The sequence below is a fragment of the Methylomonas sp. LL1 genome (assembly GCF_015711015.1).
Lineage (GTDB): Bacteria > Pseudomonadota > Gammaproteobacteria > Methylococcales > Methylomonadaceae > Methylomonas.
The window spans coordinates 903958-921849 of the sequence record NZ_CP064653.1 but is presented as its reverse complement, the minus strand read 5'-3'; the positions used below and the strand labels follow the sequence as shown (position 1 = coordinate 921849).

The following is a 17892-nucleotide window of genomic DNA, read 5'->3' as shown; positions in this document are numbered from 1 at the left end:
CTGACTCCTAGCGTTAAACCCAAAATGGCGCGGATTATACTACGTTGTCCTTCTTCAGCATATTACGGATGCTGCGCAAGGCTTGCCGGGTCCTATGTTCGTTTTCGATCAAACTGAAACGAATATGGTCGTCGCCATGCTGACCAAAACCAACCCCCGGCGAAACCGCCACCTTGGCATCGATGATCAGTTTTTTGGCGAATTCGATCGAACCCATCTCGCGGTAGGCTTCCGGAATCTTGGCCCAAACGAACATGGTCGCCTTGGGTTTTTCCACGTGCCAGCCCATCGCATTCAGGCCGTCGCACAATACATCGCGGCGCACCCGGTACATTTCGCAAATTTCCTTGACGCAATCCTGCGGACCTTCCAGCGCGGTGATCGCCGCTACTTGAATCGGGGTGAAGGTGCCGTAATCCATATAGGACTTGATCCGGGTCAACGCGGCGACCAAGGTCGGATTGCCGCACATGAATCCGACACGCCAGCCCGGCATGTTGTAACTTTTGGACAGCGAGAAAAATTCGACCGCGATGTCCTTGGCACCTTCCACCTGCAAAATCGACGGCGCGACATAACCGTCGAATACGATGTCGGCGTAGGCGATGTCATGCACGATCCAGATATTGTGTTCCTTACAGATCGCCACCACTTTCTCGAAGAAATCCAGCTCCACGCACTGGCAAGTAGGATTGCCCGGAAAGTTCAGGATCAACATTTTCGGCTTGGGCCAACACTCGGCGATGCCCTTGCGCAATTCCTCGAAGAAATCGGTACCGGGCGTCAGCGGCACGTGGCGTATATCGGCGCCAGCTATCACCACACCGTAAGGATGGATCGGATAGGCCGGATTCGGTACCAACACTACGTCGCCAGGTCCCAAGGTCGCCAGCGCCAGATGCGACAAACCTTCTTTCGAGCCTATGGTAACGATGGCTTCGGTGTTGAAATCCAGATCGACATCGAAACGATTTTTATACCAGCCGCAAATGGCCTTGCGTAAACGGGGGATACCCTTGGAAACGGAATAACGGTGGGTATCGTCGCGCTGGGCAACTTCCAGCATTTTATCCAGAATATGCTTAGGGGTCGGCTGATCGGGGTTGCCCATGCCGAAGTCGATAATATCCTCGCCCTCGGCACGCGCCTTGGCTTTCAGTTCGTTGACGATATTAAAAACGTAAGGAGGGAGACGACTGATGCGATGAAATTCTTCCATTAATGACTCTTGAGATTCGGGTTTGAAGACAACTTGTAAGCAAGGCCGGCTAAGGTACTGTTGTTACAGAACATTGTCAATTTGTAACTATTCGCTGCCTGCCACGGGACCGGTTCATAATAACCAGCCCCACTATTTCGAACGCTGCACGAAGATGATGAAGCACGGATTGCAATTCAACAGACCTCCTGAATCAAAAAGTTCGATCCGGACGGCGGCATGCACCGACTACACTTCGTATGCAGAAATAGCCAAACAGCGTTTCACGATCAAGGTGATCGGACTATCTCTGCACAACCGATTTATTTGCTTGAGCACCAAGCCATTCTAACTGACTGTTAAGTTTTCCTGACTGGCAAGATGCTTAGGCTAAGGATTTGGTTGGAAATAATTCCTTGAATTCATTGTAGGGGCGAATGTATTCGCCCCTACAAGACCATCAGATATCGGGAACTTATTTTTGACGGAATCCTGCCTTCGAATTAGACACCTACCAGGGCGGTACGAAGCCCATTTTCGCCTGGGATGTTCCAGACTGAATCGCCGATTATTTTTTGGTCATGAAAAAATAAACCGTTTGGCACTTTAACACCATTTGATTGCCGCTTTTTTCGATAGCCTCGCAGGCTTCCATTTTGGAACGGCCCGGGGCCGCTTGTTTGACTAATTTGCCGTCTTCAACCGAATAGTTTAATACTGCTCGCAGATTGTCGACGCGGGCGTGCGAGTCGGATTCGTGAGTCAAGCCTTCTATGGTTCCATCATTTTTAATGGTCCAGGTGGTATTCGAGCTTCTGGCATTGCTGCCGTCACTGTTGGCTGATTCTTTATCGATTCTCCAGGTCCCCAACAGATCGGCTTGAGTTAACTTAACTTCCGCCGCCGCGGAAAAAGATAACAGCATCAGGACGATAACGGGAAGTTTTTGAATTTGCATGGTGAAGGCCTTATTGAGTCATTTCAAATGAAAGGGGGATTGTAACACAGCCCCGAACGCGGGCTTCGACTCCGATCGACCAACGGCGCGGCAACCGCATCGTATTCACCAATGGCCTCGCCCATTAAATCAGTTGGTATATTTAACCACCACCGCCTCGGACGATAAAAACTTGCGCAGGCGAATCAGCAGTTCGTCGCTTGGCCGGACCCGCCAGCTATCGCCCAATTGCAGGCTAGTCTTGGCCGTGCCGGTTGAATAATCGATCGTTACCGGACATTGACCGCCGCAAAAAGGCTCAACAATCCTGCGCAGTTCCTCGACAAACCGACGTTGCGGCGGCCATTGCGCCGCATCCCAAGTCAAGACGATGCCGCGGGCGAACATTTCTCGCGCCTCTTCGATGCTGTAAAGCTTCTCGGCGGTCATCCGCAAACTGTTGCTAAAGTCGTCCATTGCCAGCGAGCCTTCGGCAACCAGGATGGTGTCCTTGGCCAACAGGTTGCGGTATTTGTCGAAAATACCGCTGAACGCCGCCACTTCCAGACGTCCGGTACGGTCATCCAGGGTCGCGAAGCCCATCATCTTGCCCTGTTTGGTCTGACGGGTACGCATGTCGACAATCAGACCCGCGACGCGAGCTTCCATCTTGCCCCGCGCGCGGCCGGCATCGACTTCCAGGCCACCCAGCGTACCGTGGGTGATATGCTTCAATTCCGGCAGATATTCGGCAATCGGGTGACCGGTCAGGAACAAGCCCAACGTCAACTTTTCCGCTTCCAGTCGTTCTTTTTCGGTCCAGGCCTCGACTTCAGTCGAATAGGCCTCGGTTTCGTTTTCGCTGGCCTCGACCTCGACGCCCAACCCGAATAGGTCATTCTGACCGGCTAGCGCCATCTTGCCATGCTGCTCGGCGACCCGCAGCGCGGTGGTCAGTTCGGCCAAGTGCGCGGCGCGGTTGGGATCGATAGAATCCAAGGCCCCTGCCCTGATTAATGCTTCCAGCACCCGGCGATTGACCTTGCGTAAATCGACACGCTTGCACAAGTCGTAGAGGCCGGAATAAGGGCCGTTGGCGTTGCGTTCTTTGAGCAAATCGTCGATGGCGTTTTCGCCGACGCCCTTGATCGCACCGATGCCGTAAACGACCTGGCCCTGGTCGTTGACGGTAAAATGGAAATCGGATAGGTTGATGTCGGGCGGCCGGATTTGCAACTTCATTTCCCGGCATTCCTCGATCAACACCACCACCTTGTCGGTGTTGTCCATGTCCGACGACATCACCGCCGCCATGAAGGCAGCCGGGTAATGCGCCTTCAGCCAGGCGGTCTGATAGGCCACCAGCGCATAGGCGGCCGAGTGCGATTTATTGAAACCGTAGCCGGCAAACTTCTCCATCAAATCGAAAACGTAGGTGGCGATGCCGGCGTCGATCTGGTTGGCCACCGAGCCCGACATGAATTTTTCCCGCTCCTTGGCCATTTCCTCCGGCTTTTTCTTACCCATCGCCCGCCGCAGCATGTCGGCACCGCCCAAGGTATACATCGCCAATTCCCGGGCGATTTGCATCACCTGTTCCTGGTAGAGAATAACGCCATTGGTCGGCTTCAGGATCGGTTCCAGCAAGGGGTGGGCGTATTCGGCCTTGGCGCCGTGCTTGACGTTGATGTAGTCGTCGACCATGCCCGATTCCAAGGGGCCGGGCCGAAACAGCGCCACCAAGGCAATGATGTCGTCGAAACAGTCGGGTTTCAGTTTCTTGATCAGCGCCTTCATGCCGCTGGACTCGAGCTGGAACACCGCCGTGGTCTGGGCGTTTTTTAGCAGCTCGTAACTCGGCAGATCGTCGCGCGGGATCTGGCTGATGTCGACTGGCGGCTCACCCCGTTGCGCACGCTGGCGGTTGATGGTCCGCAGCGCCCAATCGATGATGGTCAGAGTTCTTAAACCCAAGAAGTCGAATTTGACCAGACCGACCGCTTCCACGTCGTCCTTGTCAAATTGGGTGACGAGGTTGCCGCCACCCTGCTCGCAATAGAGCGGCGAAAAGTCGGTCAACTTGGTCGGCGAAATCACCACGCCGCCGGCGTGCTTACCGGCGTTGCGCGAGATACCTTCCAAGGAGCGCGCCATGTCGATCAACTGTTTGACCTCTTCCTCGGCGTCGTACAACTCTTTCAGCTCGGGACTTTCCTTCAGAGCCTTGTCCAGCGTCATGCCGATTTCGAACGGAATCAACTTGGCCAGACGGTCAACAAAGCCGTAAGCGTGCCCCATCACCCGGCCGACATCGCGGATCACCGCCTTGGCCGCCATCGAACCGTAGGTGATGATCTGCGACACGTGGTCGCGGCCGTAATGGCGCGCCACGTAGTCGATCACCTCGTCGCGCCTATCCATGCAGAAGTCGATATCGAAGTCGGGCATCGATACCCGTTCCGGATTTAAGAAACGCTCGAACAGCAGATCGAATTCGATAGGATCGAGGTCGGTAATCTTCAACGCATAGGCCACCAGCGAGCCGGCACCGGACCCCCGTCCGGGGCCTACCGGAATATCGTTGTTTTTGGCCCACTGAATGAAGTCGGCGACGATCATGAAGTAGCCGGGAAAACCCATCTGCACGATCACGTTCAGCTCGATTTCCAGCCGTTCGTCGTAGACCTTGCGGTTTTCTTCGAAGCTGCCCTTGCCTATCGGCGGATGTTGCCGCAGACGTTGTTCCAGGCCATCGCGCGAGGCTTGCTTGAAATAATCGTCCAGCGTCATGCCTTCCGGCACGGGAAAATCCGGCAGGTAGTTTTTGCCCAGCGTTAGTTCGACATTGCAGCGTTTGGCGATTTCGACGCTGTTTTGCAGGGCTTCGGGAATGTCGGCGAATAGCTCGGCCATTTCCTCGGCGCTACGCAGATATTGCTGGTCGGTGTAATTTTTCGGCCGGCGGCTGTCGTCCAACACCCGACCTTGATGAATACAAACCCTGACTTCGTGAGCATCGAAATCGTTTTTGCCGATAAAGCGTACGTCATTGGTGGCAACCACCGGCAAATCCAGCTCGGCGGCCAGATCGACCGCCAGCTTGATGTAGCGCTCCTCGTCGCTTTTACCGACCCGTTGCAGCTCCAAATAAAAGCATTGCGGAAACAGTTCGTTCCAAAATTTTGCGCACTGTCTGGCTTGTTCGGCGTTTTCAGCCAGCAGAGCCTGGCCGATGTCGCCCTCCATCGCCCCCGACAAGACAATCAGACCCTCGTGGTTTTGTGCAATCCACTCCTTTCGCAACATCGGAATACCTTGATGCTGTCCAAGCTGATAGCCTTGCGAAATCAATTCGGTCAGCGTCACATAACCCTGTTTATTGCGGGCCAACAGAGTCAACCGGAAGGGCGACGCCGGTTCGTCATCGTTGAAAACCAGCACGTCGGCGCCCATCAAGGGTTTGATGCCGGCGCCTTGGGCAGCCTTGTAAAACTTGACAAGCGAGAACATATTGCTCTGCTCGGTGATCGCGGCGGCGGGCATGCCGTAATCCGCCAGCTTTTTCACCAGCGGTTTGATCCTGACGATACCATCGACCAATGAAAATTCGGTATGGATCCTGAGATGGACGAAAGTCGGATGCATGACGTTCTAAGCGAGAATTTTTTTGACCGGCGCAAACGATGCCCGGTGCTGGGGCGTAACGCCGAATTGATGCAAGGCCTGTAAGTGCAATTGGGTGGGATAGCCTTTATGAACCGAAAATTGATAGCCGGGATAAAGCCTATCCAACACCTCCATTTCGGTGTCGCGGGCGACCTTGGCGAGAATGGAAGCGGCGGAGATTTCGGCTATCAGCAAATCGCCCTGAACCACGGCCTCGCCGGGGCAATCCAGATTAGGTAGACGGTTACCGTCGACCTTGACGAAATCGGGTTTGTACTGTAATTGCGAGAAAGCCCGCTGCATGGCCAGCATGGTGGCTTGCAGGATATTTATGCGGTCAATTTCGCTGGCTTCGGCACGGCCGACCGCCCAGGCCAATGCCGAACATCTGATCTGTTCGGCCAGTACGGCACGGCGTTTTTCGCTGAGTTTTTTCGAATCGGTCAAGCCGGTAATAGGCTTGGCCGGATCGAGAATCACCGCCGCCGCGACCACGGGGCCGACAATACAACCTCGCCCTACCTCGTCGATACCGGCAACGCGCGAGGGATTATCGGAGAATGCCGCGGGTAACATTACGCAGAAAACTGACCATATTCGATAGCTCGTTGCTTTCGCCGGCCATGCCTTCCATTTCTTCGATCGCGTCTTCCAGGCGCAAATTGTTTTTGTACAGAATCTTATAAGCCTGGCGGATTTGCCGAATCACCTCGGGTGACTTGCCGTTACGTTCCATACCGACCGAGTTGATGCCGTGCGGACGCGTCGGGCGGCCACCCACCATCACATAGGGCGGAATATCCTGAGTAATCGCACTGCCCATCGCCGAAAAGCTGTATTCGCCGATCTGGGTAAATTGATGCACCAAGGTGAAACCGCCGAGTATCGCATGATCGCCGAGATGTACGTGCCCGGCAATCGAGGCGCCATTAGCCATGATCACATGATCACCGATCACGCAATCGTGGGCAACATGGGTGTAGGCCATGAACAGGTTGTCGTCGCCTATCAGCGTCACCCCCTGATCCTGTTGGGTACCACGATGCATGGTACAAAATTCGCGGATTACGTTTCGGTCGCCTATTTCCAGCCTGGTAATTTCATCGGCATATTTCTTATCCTGCGGATCTTCACCTATCGAGGTAAATTGATAAATGACATTATCTTTACCGATGCTGGTCGGCCCCTTGATCACTACATGCGGGCCGATTTCGGTTCCGGAGTCGATCTGCACATCCGGACCAATCACCGAAAAAGGGCCGACCTTGACGTCATCGGCCAATTCGGCATTGATATGAACCACCGCGCGTGGATCGATCATTTAGTCCACCACCGCGGCGCACATGATTTGCGCGCTGGCCGCCAGTTCGCCATCGACTTCGGCGCGACAGTCGAATGACCAAAGATGGCGCTTATGTTTAAGGTAGGTCACTACCAAGCGTAACTGATCGCCGGGAATGACTTGTCTTTTGAAACGGGCATTGTCGATACCGGCCAGAAAATACGTCGTGCCTTTTTTGCCTAGGTTAGCATCGCTTTGCGCGGTCAATAGGGCGGTGGCTTGCGCCAGGGCTTCCATGATCAACACGCCGGGCATGATTGGCTTGTTGGGGAAATGGCCCTGAAAAAAAGGCTCGTTGAAAGTGACGTTTTTGATACCCAGCAGCTTCACACCCGGCTCGCACTCGATGACTCTGTCAACCAAGAGAAAGGGATAGCGATGAGGCAGGAGTTCCTGGATTTGTAATATATCGAGTTTGCCTGTCATTGAAATTTTAAGCAGGTAAGAAGATCGGCCGGATGCCCGCAACGGTTGCGGTATCCGGCATTATGCATGGCAACGCCGGCGAGCCGGCGCTTAATTTATTGCGACAAGGTTTCCAGCTTTTGCTGAACACGGCTGGTGACGTCGATTTGATCGTTGGCGTAAATCACGCCATCGGTCAACAGCAAGTCAAAAGACTCTTCCTTGGCCAGGGCTCTGACGGCTTCCACGATACGTTTTTGCAAATTGCCCAACTCTTCGTTTCTGCGCATATTGAAGTCTTCGCTGAACTCCTGTTGCGCTCTTTGCGCGTCGCGTTTCTTATCCAGAATGTCCTTTTCCAATCTACGGCGTTCTTCTTCACCCATCACGGCGGAATCCCTACCCAGTTTTTCTTCCATGCTCTTGATTTCTTTTTGCTGGGAAACCAGGGCTTTATCGCGAGGAGAAAATTCAGTTTCCAACCGGGATTTGGCATTTGCAGCCTGAGGCGCCTTTTCCAATACTTTGGCCACATTCACAAAACCGATTTTCAGTTCAGCGTGGCTCGCGCCGGCAACCAACATCAGCATTAAAAACAACGAAATTCTACTTTTCATGAGTACAACCATCTCCGGGTTAGATTTTTTGAGGGATTTAGAACAAAACACAATGTTGAATTATAGGGCAAAAACGAAGCGGTCCAAACTAAAATCCTGAACCGAAGGTAAACTGGAAGTTCTGCACATCATCCGTACTGGATGCATTAAACGGTTGAGCCACACTGACCGCTATGGCGCCAAAAGGTGAAAGCCACTGCCCCGACAAGCCCGCCGAATAACGCATATTGTTGAAATTTAAACCATCGCTGATATTACCGGCATCGACGAAAGAACCTATCCGGACCGATTTCACATCGCTTAGGAACGGCACCGGAAAGAACAACTCAGCCTTGCCCAGGATTTTGCTGGAGCCGCCAAAAGGTCTGGGATTTTGGCCACTGCCCGCCTGGGGAGTATCCAGTGGCCCTAGGGTATTATCCCTGAACCCCCGAACCGAGGTCGAGCCACCGCCATAATAATGCTCAAAGAACGGCAAGGCATCGGTACCGCCATAGCCATCACCATAAGCGATTTCGCCCAACATTCTCAAGGTAAAATCACTGGCTAACGGAAAATAGTGCTCTTGCTTGTAACCGACCTTGAAATATTCGAGATCGCTGCCCGGTACCGTGGCCAAAGCCGAAAATCGCTGCTGCCCGCCACGGGTGGAAAACACCGCCCTATCCAGGGTATCATGCGACCAGCCCAGGCCAGTCGATAGCGTCATGAAACTATCGCCGTTGTCGCGGATAAAGTCGACAATTTCTTGCGGCGAATAATCGGTGTCGGAAACACTGGTGTTTTTCAGGTCGACATCGAATCCCAGATTATCGAATTCGTTCAGCGGAATGCCGAAGTTAAAGCCGGCATTCGCCACGTCGGTGTTATAGCGCGAGATATTGGCCTGATAGCCGTCGCGCGAGGTGTAGCCCACATCCCAGCCCAGGCTGACACCATCCAGCGTGAAATAAGGATCACGGTAGCCGAAGTTATAACGGGTTAAAATACTGCTGTTGTTAAAGGCAAAATTGACCCGCTTACCGGTACCGAAAATATTATCCTGGGAAATGTTGGCATTGAAAATCACGCCCTGCACCTGCGAATAACCAATACCGGCCTGTAGATTTCCCGAGGCTTTTTCCTTGATCGAATAATTGACATCGATCTGGTCCGCCGCCCCGACGACCGGCGGCGTTTCGACGCCGACCTCCTCAAAATATCCCAAGCGGTCCAGACGGGTTTTAGAGCGTTCGATCTTACTGCTGGCCGCCCAACTGGACTCCATCTGCCGCATTTCCCGCCGTATGACTTCGTCCCGGGTTTTGGTATTGCCCTTGTAATTGATCCTATGCACATAGACACGCTTGCCCGGATCGACGAAAAAAGTCATGACCACGGTTTTAGCAGGCTCGTTGATTTCCGGCACCATGTTGACGTTGGCGAAGGTATAGCCTTCATCGCCCAAGCGATCGGAAATTGCTTTAGAGGTTTCGGTGGCGTTTTTACGTGAAAATATCTCGCCCGGCCCGACTTTGACCAATTTCACCAATTCCTCCGGATCCACTACCAGTTCGCCGGAAAGCTTAACTTTTTCCAGCATGTAGACGTCGCCTTCCTTGACGTTGATGGTGATATAAATTTCTTTTTTATCGGCGGTGATGTCAACCTGAGTGGATTCGATCGAGAAATTGATGTAACCGCGATCCAGATAATACGAACGCAGTTTTTCCAGATCGGCGGAGAGTTTTTGCTTGGAATACTGATCGTCCTTGGAATAAAAGGACAAAAAGTTGGTAGTGCTGAGTTCGAAGTCTTTCTTTAAATCATCATTGCTGAACGCCCTGCTGCCGACGATGTTGATTTGTTTGATTTTGGCGACCCGACCCTCGGATATATCGATATGAATCCCAACCCGATTTCGGGTCAGTTCGGTGACTTCCGTCTTGATTTTTAAGCCGTATTTACCGTGGCTGAAATATTGGCGGCGCAGTTCCTGCTCTACTTTGTCGAGAATTTGCTTGTTATAAACCTTGCCTTCAGCCAAACCGATTTTCTTTAACGCGTCGGCCAGGTCTTCTTTTTTAATATCCTTGTTGCCTTCGATGACGATCTTGGCAACCGATGGCCGTTCGACCACGTTGACCACTAACGTGCCACCTTGACGTTCCAGCGTAATGTCCTTGAAAAATCCGGTATTGAACAGCGCCCTGATCGCCGCGCCTTGTTTGTCCTCGGAAAACGTTTCTCCAACGGCCACCGGCAAATAGTTGTAAACCGTACCCGCTGAAATTCTTTGTAACCCTCTGACCTGTATGTCTTCAACTACAAAACTACTGGCAAGAGCCGCCTTGCCGGTCAGCATACTCAGCACTAGTACTTGTAAAAGCGGATTTTTTTTCACTCATTCGACCAGAAAAAATAGATAGGCGCGATTGTATCATGCGGTTTGAGGTTTACAGACTGTTGAATCAGCGAATCTTCATCAATTTGGCCTAAAAAATGCTTTTATTTTTTAGTTTCAAGTACAAGCAAAAACAATAAAAACAAACTAACAAAAAAGCGTTGTTACCTATTGATAATTATGAACTAAATAAGACTCGCCAAACGGGAATCAGGCAAAAGTATTGCCTATTAGGGTCCGATAAGCCGCGCGCGCATAGTCTGCTTCCAACGCTACGTTTTCAGCGGAAGAACTAGAACTGATACCACCGGCGCCTTTAACGGCAACAATCGCCCGTGCGTCATCCAGTGTATAGACGCCCGCCACCGAAACTCCGTGCCATGGCGCAATCAGGCTATAACAGGTATTCAACCAGGCCGGTTCCGTCGGCTCATAACCGTTTATCAAGCTTACCACCGCCAGGGCGCAAGACTTGGCTTCGGAATTGGCGGCAAACGCCGACTTGGGGATAGGCGCGAAATGCGCCGCATCGCCTATCACGTGGATAAACTCATCAAAAACCGATTGACTGGTTTGCGGCTTGACCGGACACCAACCGGACTTATCGGTCAAGCCGTTTTCCAGCGCAAGGGCGGCGGCCGTTTGCGGCGGAATGATATTCAGCACATGCCCGCTGAAACGATCGCCAAATTCGCTGATCAAGGTTTTATTGCCTTGTTCGAATTGAGTGATCGGATTATCGGCCAGACAATGCCATTCAATCAGACTGTTGGCCGTACCGTAACCGTAATGTCTAGTCCAGCCGGCCTCGAATAAACTCTGTTTGGAAAAGCTACGTTTGGGATCGAGTATCAGGATTTTCGACCGGGGCTTATATTGCTTCAACCAATGCGCCATCATACTGGCCCGCTCGTAAGGCCCGGGCGGACAACGGTAAGGATCGGGCGGCGCGGCGATGATAACCACCCCTCCATCCGGCATGGTTTGCAATTGCCGCATCAACAGCAGGGTCCCAGGACCTGCTTGCCAAGCATGCGGAAAGCTTTCCGCGGCAGCCTGATCATAACCGGCCATGGCATCCCATCTAAAAGCGATGCCCGGCGACAGTATCAAGCGGTCATAGCAAACACTTTGCCCATCTGTCAGCCTCAAGCGCCGGCGTGCCGGCTCAATTTCGGCGACGGTTGCGGCCATGCGCTCGACGCCATACCGGCCGTGCAAATCCCGAATATCAAGAGTCAGTTTGTCCAACGAGGTCAAGCCGGCAAACAACCAGTTACTGGCCGGACAGGTGGTGTAATGGGATTTCGGTTCGATCAAAGTCACTCTGATGCCGGCATCCAGTAAACGGATGGTTTTGGCCGCGGTCGCCCCGCCGAAACCAGCGCCCACCACCACCACATGCGCCGTTGGCGTCTTGCGAAGCAGGTTCTGGCAACCTGCCAAGGACAAACCGGCGGCCGTGGTTAGACCTTGCAAAAAGTGCCTGCGGGATAATCCGGCCATCGCTCAAGGCCGGCTCAGGTAGCTCGCTAGCGCCGCCAACTCGCTATCGCTGAAGCCCTTGGCAATCCTAGGCATCAGGGTAGCCGGTTTTTTATCGTATTTGAAATCCAACAAGACTTGCAGTAATTGCCGTTCGGATAAAGCCGTCAACGACGGAATGCTCTTCGCATCGGCTGGTGAATCGGCTTGATGGCAATTCATGCAGTTCATCGCGATCAACCGCGCATCAACCTCGGCCAGGACAGGAAAAACGATGAAAGTCAACCACAAAGCCCCCGCAAACTTCATCGCCATCCTGATTAGCGCTTGACCTGCTTTTGTCGAAACACTTCGTACATCAACACGCCGGCCGCCACCGATACATTCAAACTTTCGACCTGCCCCGCCATTGGAATCTTGACCAAAAAGTCGCAATGCTGCCGGGTCAAATGCCGCATGCCGCTGCCTTCGGCACCCATCACCAAGGCCAGCGGCATATCCAGTTTCATGTCATAGAGGGTTTGTTCGGCTTCGCCGGCCGCGCCCATGATCCAGATGTTTTGTTCCTTTAACCAGCGCAACACCCGAGCTAGATTGGTTACCTGATAGACCGGCACGGTTTCGGCCGCGCCGCTGGCGACTTTGCAAACCGTCGGTGTAATACCGGCGGCGTTATCCTTGGTCACAATAACCCCATGCGCACCAACCGCATCGGCGGTGCGCAAACAGGCTCCCAGATTGTGCGGATCTTGCACCTGATCCAACACCAGATAGAACGCCATTTCGGCCAGGGCTTCCACGTCCCGCTTCAGTTGGTCTTCACTCCGCATGGCCGGCAATTCCACCGACACAATAATGCCTTGATGATTTTTTCCCTCGGCCATGCGTTCGAGTTTTTTACGTTCGGTTTTTTCCGGCTGTATCCCTAGCGCGGCCAGATCATCGATGACCTGTTTCAAACGGGCATCCTGCCTCTGGCTGTCAACCCAGGCCCGTAGAATCTTGTCCGGAGAATATTCCAAAGCGGCTTGCACCGCATGGATTCCGAAGAGTTGGGTTGAGCTCATGATTTACGGCGCCTTCTAGGCTTGGCTTTGGTTTTTGCGGCCGGCGGCTGATCCGAGGATTTTTTGCCTCGCGACGACTTGCTTGCCGAATTTTTTCCGGCTTTTTTGGTGTCTTTATTCGAGGCTATCAATTCAAAATCGATTTTTTTGTCGTCCAGATTTACCCGCACCACTTTTACCCGCACCAAATCGCCCAAACGATAGCGTACACCGCTGCGCTCGCCGTATAGCTGATGCCTGCCGGCGTCGAATTCGAAATAATCGTTATGCAAGGAAGCTATGTGCACCAAGCCTTCGACATAAATCGATTGCAGCTCGACAAAAAAACCGAAACCGGTGACGGCGGAAATGATGCCGGCAAACTCTTCGCCGATTTTGTCCATCATATACTCGCATTTCAGCCAGCTCACCACATCGCGGGTAGCATCATCGGCGCGGCGCTCGTGGGCGGAACAATGCTCACCCAGCACCACCATATCGGGATGACTGTAGTGAAATTCGGCCGGTTTTTTGCCGGCCAAGCAATGCCGAATTGCCCTATGCACCAACAAATCCGGATAGCGTCGAATCGGCGAGGTAAAGTGCGCATAGGCATCCAGCGCCAGACCGAAATGGCCCTTGGTATCGGGGCTATAAACCGCTTGCGACATCGAGCGCAACAAAATGGTTTGAATCAGATGAGCGTCTTTACGCTCTTTGACCGACTCCAGTAAATGCATGTAGTCCAGAGGCGTGGGCTGGGCGCCGCCACCGAGATGTAAACCGAGTTCGCTCAGAAAGGTTTTCAGGGCCAGCAGTTTTTCCGCGCCCGGACCATCGTGTATCCGTAATAAGCGCGGCATTTTCTTGCGGTTTAAAAACTTGGCCGCCGCCGTATTGGCGGTGATCATGAATTCTTCGATCAATTTGTGCGCGTCGTTACGCACCACTGGCACGATTTCAGAGATCTTGCGTCCGGCGCCAAATACGATGCGGGTTTCCTGGGTATCAAAATCCATGGCCCCACGCAATTCACGCTGGTGGCGCATGACTTTGTACAAACCATACAAATTCTGCAAGTGCGGCATCAACCCGGCATATTTTTGAGCCAGTTTTTGATCGCCCTCCACCAGCATCTTGGCTACCTGGGTATAGGTCAGCCGGGCATGCGAGCGCATCACGGCTTCAAAAAACCGAGAACGCAAGACATTGCCTTCTTCATTAATTAGCATTTCGCAGACCATGCACAAGCGATCGACTTCCGGATTCAACGAGCATAGACCGTTCGACAAAATTTCCGGCAGCATCGGTATGACTTTTTCCGGAAAATAGACCGAGGTGCTACGGTTTTGCGCTTCCGCATCCAGCGCGGTGTTGACCCGCACATAATGCGAGACATCGGCAATCGCGACCAGCAATTTCCAACCCTTGGCGGTTTTTTGCGCATAAACCGCATCGTCGAAATCGCGCGCATCCTCGCCGTCTATCGTCACCAACGGTAAATGGCGAATGTCCTCCCTACCCTGCTTGGCTTGTTCCGGCACTTGCGGGGTTAGGGATTTGATTTCTTCCAGCAAGGCGTCGGGCCATTGATTAGGCAAATCGTAGGAACGAATCGCCATTTCGATTTCCATGCCGGGTGCCATGTGCATGCCCAACACTTCAGTGACTCGGCCGATAGGTTGGCAATGCGCGGTGGGTTGCTGAACGATTTCGGCCACGACGATTTGGCCTTTTTTGGCATTGCCAATATCTTCGTTGGCAATCAGCACTTCATGAATGATTTTTTTGTTATCGGGTACCACACAGGCCACCCGGCCTTCGACAAAAAACCGGCCCACCACCTGATGCGTATTACGTTCGATTATTTCCACCACCGCAGCTTCGCGCCGGCCCTTGCGGTCGATACCGGAGACCCGAACAGTCACCCTATCGTTATGCATTAAAGGCTTCATTTCGCGCGGCGACAAAAATAAATCGTCACTGCCGTCGTCGGGCTTTAGAAAACCGAAACCATCCGGATGGCCCAACACTCGACCGGCAATCGTATTATGGCCATCGCCCAAACTGTATTTTTGCCGACTATTGAAGACTAATTGCCCATCTCGTTCCATCGCCCGCAGGCGTCTGCGTAATGCCTCCAGGGCATCGGCGCTTTCCAGACCGAATTGTTGAGCTATTTGTTGACGGCGTAGGGGTTTGCCGGCTTGCTGGATAAGCTGAAGTATCAGCTCGCGGCTGGGGATCGGGTTTTCGTATTTCTCGGCCTCGCGCTGAGCGTAAGGATCTTCGAGCGTTTTAAAATCAGTTTCCTGATCGTGGTTTTCTGTCATTTATTTTCATTGAATAAAACTTTGGCCGGGACTGGCGGGTGGCTGCCGCAAGACAGCTTCGTAAGTTAGATAAAATCATAACCTTTTTTGCTTTCACTCTGTTGGGTGCGTTTTTCCATGATACGCCGGCATTCAAACTGCCAGTATCCCAAGCCGATATTTTTACGGCCATTAAGGATAATGGGGAAATTTTCATGACCCATGGTCATTCTAAGCACATCGCCATCTTTTATCATGAACGATTCCAGGATGATATAACTTCTTTCCTCGTTATGATGTTTAACCCCATACAACAAGGCTTTTCTGGGCTCGGATTCCGATGCCGCGTCCGGCTCCTGATAGGTCACCGAAAAAGACTGCTGCGCGATGATCGTGACCTCAAAGATCAGCTTATTATCCTGTTTGGGCAACTGAATTTTACAGACCACGCCCAGGCAACGTTGATGCGGCAATGCGTCGATTTTTCTAAAACTGACCAAGCTGCCGATCGATAACACCCCTTCTTTTTCGAAACAGCAGAACAACGCGCGATCCGAATAGGTTTCGGCTAGGATTTCCAGGTCGGCGGAAGCCTCTTGACGGGTATCCTGCAATTCATGCGTAGCATCCAGTCCGATCGCCAGATAACGATTCAATCGATCGGTAAAAAAAGCCGTGCCTTGCGGTTCATTACCTTGCCAGCGCTGCATCAGATAGTCGAATAGCTCGGCGGATAGTTTTTGATTGTCGCTTTTACGGACCTCCAATGAACTGAAGCGCGCCTCATCCTTGCTGCAAAACTTCTCGGATTGCTTGATAAGTTTGAGCAACTTGCTCAGATTCAGATACAGCTTGACCGACTCGGTCCGGCTATCCTTTTCGGCGCTTTCGGCCGCGAAAAAACTCGGCGGCAAATCCTCATCCGCCAATATCACGCACTGCGTAGCCTGATCGGCTATCGCTTTTCTTTCGATGACCACCAGATCGCTGATTTTTTCGATGAACTCATACACCAACTGAAACTCTTTTTGCATCAATCCGAACGGATAGGCCAAACTCAACAACAAGATTTGTTTATAGCTATCTTCAACACTACTCGACTTGCTGAACATACCGGCCTGGTCGCTGACACGAGTATTTTCCTTGCCTAGTTTGGAGGCCAGTCTATACAGCGAATGCAGATCAAACCATATCCATTCCGGCACCGGATAGCCCATCATGTAATGGCTGATAATGATGCCGCTCAAACCCTTAATCGACCGTTGTATCGATAATGCGGTATTTTTGCCTTGCAACCAACCGACTTCGCGCCGAGTCAGATCGCGAGCCACACTCCAGTAACCGATGGTGAATTGTTTTTCAATCACCACTACCAACGAAAATATCTTTTTTTCAATTTCGCCTTTCGGAAAACCGGATTTGATCAACCTGGAACGCAAATACTCTTCAATCATTAAAAACTGCTGCCTGAGTAACTCCAGTGCATTCAGGCGATTGGCGGTGGTCATTTTCAATGAAATCAAATCATTGATTAAATCCTGAAACAAACGCGTAGCCAGGCCGGGATTAGCCGAAGGCAATTCCGCAACCCATTGCCGCAATGCCGGTTCGGCAAAAGTGGCGACTAATTGCGGATCGTTTTTTTGCTCGGGAATGACCAGAAAAAAAGAGTTTTTCACACACTGTCCAAAGTCATGGATTAAGCAAACAATCGTTTTTTTAGCCTGATAGGCGAATGCGGATCATTGAAAAAACTCAAAGCTTTATCAAATTCGAAATAAAAGAATGCTTGCTGAAAATACATTGCTTGCTGCTATCAGGGGTTAGTGGCAGTCGAAAAACATCAGTTGAAAATCTAAAATTCCGTGGCCGTTAAAGGTTTTGCACCGGCGGATGCTCGCCCAACAGGCCATGCCTGGGTAGGAGCGTGAACAGCAAACTGGTGCGTCCACCTATTATGCCAATAACAAAACCGGCCTAGATATTACCGAGGCGATATGGTCAAGGCCCCAATGGTCACGCCAATATCCACTCCACGCCCATTACCCGATAAAGCCAGCGAAATCTCACCGGATGTCAACACCTGGGCATCGACTGATTTTGTCACGCCGGCATGTCCCTCAAACGCGGCATAATGGCCATAAATTTCATTCAGATTTCGCACTTCGGAAAACACGCCGGTGCCTTCGATTTCGGATTTGCCTATGGTGAAACCGATGCTTTTTGACGACAGCCCTACTTGCGCGCGTTGCCCGTTATTACAACTGATATGGCCGATGCCATCATATTGTTTGTAAACGAAAGACCAGCCGCTGAGTTTATAGGTCATGGTACAGGATGCCATTGATTGCGCCGCGGCAGGCATCGCGCCAGCCCCGAAAAAGGCGGCCACGGTCAGCGCCGGTAAAAGCCGGGAAAATCGAATGTTCATTTTATCTCCACGTATCCCGCGAAAAAGCGGAATTAAATTGCATGAATGGCCAATTATAGTACAAACCCAG

Annotated in this window: 14 protein-coding genes; all 14 read right to left on the bottom strand. The window is 52.1% G+C overall.

All coding sequences use genetic code 11. The features are described 5' to 3' along the window. Window positions 1–34: 34 nt before the first annotated feature. The 14 genes from alaC to IVG45_RS04650 all read right to left on the bottom strand — a co-directional run bounded on the left by alaC (window position 35) and on the right by IVG45_RS04650 (window position 17822). Window positions 35–1219 (bottom strand): alanine transaminase, encoded by a 1185-nt coding sequence (gene alaC, locus IVG45_RS04715; protein WP_196436730.1) that lies wholly within the window; start codon window positions 1217–1219, stop codon window positions 35–37. Window positions 1220–1766: 547 nt separating this feature from the next. After that, window positions 1767–2156 carry a lipocalin family protein gene (locus IVG45_RS04710; RefSeq protein WP_196436729.1) on the bottom strand — a complete coding sequence of 130 codons (390 nt, stop codon included), beginning with the start codon at window positions 2154–2156 and terminating at the stop codon, window positions 1767–1769. A 129-nt stretch (window positions 2157–2285) separates the two neighbouring features. Next, the gene (gene dnaE, locus IVG45_RS04705) at window positions 2286–5780 is read right to left on the bottom strand and encodes a DNA polymerase III subunit alpha (protein WP_196436728.1); all 3495 of its coding nucleotides are present in this window, start codon (window positions 5778–5780) and stop codon (window positions 2286–2288) included. A 6-nt stretch (window positions 5781–5786) separates the two neighbouring features. Further along, complete coding sequence (rnhB, locus tag IVG45_RS04700; protein ID WP_196436727.1) at window positions 5787–6377, bottom strand: ribonuclease HII; 591 nt, start codon at window positions 6375–6377, stop codon at window positions 5787–5789. Beyond that, window positions 6352–7122, bottom strand: a complete 771-nt coding sequence (gene lpxA / locus IVG45_RS04695; RefSeq protein WP_196436726.1) for an acyl-ACP--UDP-N-acetylglucosamine O-acyltransferase — start codon at window positions 7120–7122, stop codon at window positions 6352–6354. The genes rnhB and lpxA overlap by 26 nt, the downstream gene beginning before the upstream one ends. After that, the gene (gene fabZ, locus IVG45_RS04690) at window positions 7123–7569 is read right to left on the bottom strand and encodes a 3-hydroxyacyl-ACP dehydratase FabZ (RefSeq protein WP_196436725.1); all 447 of its coding nucleotides are present in this window, start codon (window positions 7567–7569) and stop codon (window positions 7123–7125) included. Window positions 7570–7664: 95 nt separating this feature from the next. Next, window positions 7665–8165, bottom strand: coding sequence for an OmpH family outer membrane protein (locus IVG45_RS04685; protein WP_196436724.1), 501 nt, complete (start codon window positions 8163–8165; stop codon window positions 7665–7667). 88 nt (window positions 8166–8253) lie between these two features. Then, window positions 8254–10548 (bottom strand): outer membrane protein assembly factor BamA, encoded by a 2295-nt coding sequence (bamA, locus tag IVG45_RS04680; protein WP_442923354.1) that lies wholly within the window; start codon window positions 10546–10548, stop codon window positions 8254–8256. Between the two features lie 210 nt (window positions 10549–10758). Further along, window positions 10759–12027: an NAD(P)/FAD-dependent oxidoreductase gene (locus IVG45_RS04675; protein ID WP_230874758.1), complete on the bottom strand. Its 1269-nt coding sequence runs from the start codon at window positions 12025–12027 to the stop codon at window positions 10759–10761. A 30-nt stretch (window positions 12028–12057) separates the two neighbouring features. Continuing rightward, the gene (locus IVG45_RS04670) at window positions 12058–12342 is read right to left on the bottom strand and encodes a c-type cytochrome (protein ID WP_196436722.1); all 285 of its coding nucleotides are present in this window, start codon (window positions 12340–12342) and stop codon (window positions 12058–12060) included. Window positions 12343–12353: 11 nt separating this feature from the next. Then, window positions 12354–13100: a 23S rRNA (guanosine(2251)-2'-O)-methyltransferase RlmB gene (gene rlmB / locus IVG45_RS04665; RefSeq protein WP_196436721.1), complete on the bottom strand. Its 747-nt coding sequence runs from the start codon at window positions 13098–13100 to the stop codon at window positions 12354–12356. Continuing rightward, window positions 13097–15412 carry a ribonuclease R gene (rnr, locus tag IVG45_RS04660; RefSeq protein ID WP_196436720.1) on the bottom strand — a complete coding sequence of 772 codons (2316 nt, stop codon included), beginning with the start codon at window positions 15410–15412 and terminating at the stop codon, window positions 13097–13099. The genes rlmB and rnr overlap by 4 nt, the downstream gene beginning before the upstream one ends. Before the next feature lie 65 nt (window positions 15413–15477). Further along, on the bottom strand, window positions 15478–17070 hold the full coding sequence (locus IVG45_RS04655) for a hypothetical protein (RefSeq protein ID WP_196436719.1): 1593 nt from the start codon (window positions 17068–17070) through the stop codon (window positions 15478–15480). A 305-nt stretch (window positions 17071–17375) separates the two neighbouring features. Beyond that, on the bottom strand, window positions 17376–17822 hold the full coding sequence (locus tag IVG45_RS04650) for a hypothetical protein (RefSeq protein WP_196436718.1): 447 nt from the start codon (window positions 17820–17822) through the stop codon (window positions 17376–17378). Window positions 17823–17892: the final 70 nt, after the last annotated feature.